General features: G+C 49.5%; 1 protein-coding gene. It reads right to left on the reverse strand.

Features of this window, described 5'->3' with window-relative positions; translation table 11 throughout:
* Positions 1-217: 217 nt before the first annotated feature.
* On the reverse strand, positions 218-1,682 hold a 1,465-nt coding region (locus ACOCD2_RS18895), incomplete at its 5' end, for a HEAT repeat domain-containing protein (RefSeq protein ID WP_419604197.1).

Below are 1,682 nucleotides of genomic sequence, written 5' to 3' on the forward strand. Positions count from 1 at the left end.
AGCGCCTTGACCGGCGGACGCCGGATAACGTGTATTATGAGGCGCCTGCCAGAAAGGTGATCTGAACCGGGAAAGCACTTATCTTGCTGTCCAATTATTGGGGTCCACTTCTGGTGAAAATCCGGAGGATGACAGACTTCAGGAGGGGCAAAATTCGACGCTGCCCCCCATTCCTGGTCAGTTTTGCACGCTGATTAACGAGCAGGGGAATCTGACCTTATTGTTCAATATTTCTCGTCAACCCCATGGCCATTTCAACACGGTTTTCGAAAAGCAGGTCCCAAGTGTCCAGGCAGCGGTCAGTTATCTGGATTTTTTGGCCCCCTTGGGCGCTTTCATATAACCGAAGCAGAATGGATGATACTTCTAATGTCATCAGATGGTTTTTCTCTTGCAGGGCCATGGAAAACCTCTCACAGACGGTAAAAACTGCCTCCGCCACAGGGATCAGGCTTCCGGTAAGATCTCTCAAAGACCAGACAAAATGATTTGGATCATCGGCAAAGGCCAGTGACTCAATATATGCTTTGATAAATGCAGTACATTCCGTATCGATAATGAGGTTTTGGTTCCTGAACATGCCGCGTAACTCGTCGCGGACCTCTTTATCCGGGTCATTCATGAATTTGCACAAGATCTGTTGACACTGCGGGGAATATTTCTTGTTATGCAGCAATGCTGCGGCCACGTTGGCGACGCCCTTTCGCTGCGGTACGGTTCCTTGGCAGCACGTGGCAAACTCATTTTCAAAAAAGCAGTCAAACAGCCACCTTGCCGTGACTTGCTGCGCCCCCATAAAGGCCACCTCATCCAGGGAAGATGCGGCCATGTGTTGAATGACAGGGCCAACCTGATCAATATGGCTTGGAACGATATAGTTGAAGAGAGGAAAAGCCCTTGGAGATACAGCCACCCGTAGATCATCTCTGCACGCCTTGCAAAACCAGGAAACCGCTAGATCCTTGTCGATATTGAAAACTACTTTAATAGCCTCAATGGCTGCCATTCGTACAGCGGGGTGAGGGTCACTTACAAGGGATTCAATGCTGGATCTGACCTGCTCCAAGCGGTCGTTGTGTTTCCAAAGCAATCGGCTGATCGCGATGGCAGCCGCGCCACGGACACAGTAGGCAGCGTTCACAAAAAGAACATCAACCGTAACCTCGTCACTATTTTCGTCACTGTCACTATGGATATTCAACTTTCCTGGCTCCGGGTCAGGATGGTTTCTGGCATAATGGAGCAGCTTGGAAATGCTCTTGTCAGACCAGCTTTCATCTGCCCTTTCCCCCACCAGCTGGCAAAATGACAGGGCAGTATCCTGTTCGCTGTCTGCCCCGTATTTTTCCAACACAGCCTCAACAATTTGAATGCTGCCTGCCTGCCAGGTTGTCTTTTCAGATTTCGGCATCTTCTCATCAGGCTCTATTTTTCTGAGCCCCTCAAGAATAGCCGAGACATACCTCGGATCAACATCATGCGGGAATTTCAACGCCAAGCGGCCGAAGCGTTCCGGATACCGATTGGTGATCTGGGTCAGGCTTAAGGCAAATTGAGGAATGGATGTTGTGATTACGCGGTCTTGCCCAGCCTGAATAAATTTACCACGATCAGACTCCGTAACTTTCTTGCTGGTAACGATCTTGAGCCATGCCTGGTCGCTGATTTTTTCAAGATTTTGA

The sequence above is a fragment of the Thiolapillus sp. genome (assembly GCF_048562965.1).
Taxonomy (GTDB): domain Bacteria; phylum Pseudomonadota; class Gammaproteobacteria; order Chromatiales; family Chromatiaceae; genus Thiolapillus; species Thiolapillus brandeum_A.